The following is a 556-nucleotide window of genomic DNA, read 5'->3' as shown; positions in this document are numbered from 1 at the left end:
GCCCCGCAGCGCCCCGTGCGCCGGCGCAGGCAGCCCCGCGTGCCCCCTCGCCGGCCGCGGCAACGCTCAGCACGCTGTCCGTCGACATCGCCCGTGCGATCGACCACGACGCCTCTATCGAGCTGTGGCGGCGCTATCGGCGCGGCGAACACGACGTGTTCACGCGCCGCCTCTACACGCTGAAGGGCCAGCAGACCTTCGACGACATCCGCCGCAAGTACCAGAACGACGGCGAGTTCCGTGTCGCCGTCGACCGTTACTGCGAGGATTTCGAGAAGCTGTTGAAGGACGTCGCCCGCAACGACCGCGACAACCGGATGACCGAGACCTACCTCACCTCCGACACCGGCAAGGTCTATACGATGCTTGCCCATGCGGCGGGCCGGCTGCGCTAGGTGTCATTTCCAAGGACGTTGTCCTTGATCAATCTAGCGTCCGTTGACAAAGGTTGACTGGAGAATCCGGTTTTGATTCAAGGCTTCTTTTTGGAGGCAGCCTTGGGCGAACGTGTTGGTCTGACGGACGAGGAATGGGAACTGATCGGGCCTTTGCTGCC

Annotated in this window: 1 protein-coding gene; it reads left to right on the top strand. The window is 63.5% G+C overall.

All coding sequences use genetic code 11. The features are described 5' to 3' along the window. Positions 1-395 (top strand): hypothetical protein (locus ACH196_RS38155; protein WP_396651995.1); only part of this gene is annotated, 395 nt, incomplete at its 5' end. Positions 396-556: the final 161 nt, after the last annotated feature.

The organism is Mesorhizobium sp. IMUNJ 23232, from assembly GCF_044326205.1.
Lineage (GTDB): Bacteria > Pseudomonadota > Alphaproteobacteria > Rhizobiales > Rhizobiaceae > Kumtagia.
Note: the sequence above shows the minus strand (reverse complement) of the source record. Positions and strands in the feature narration are given on the sequence as shown.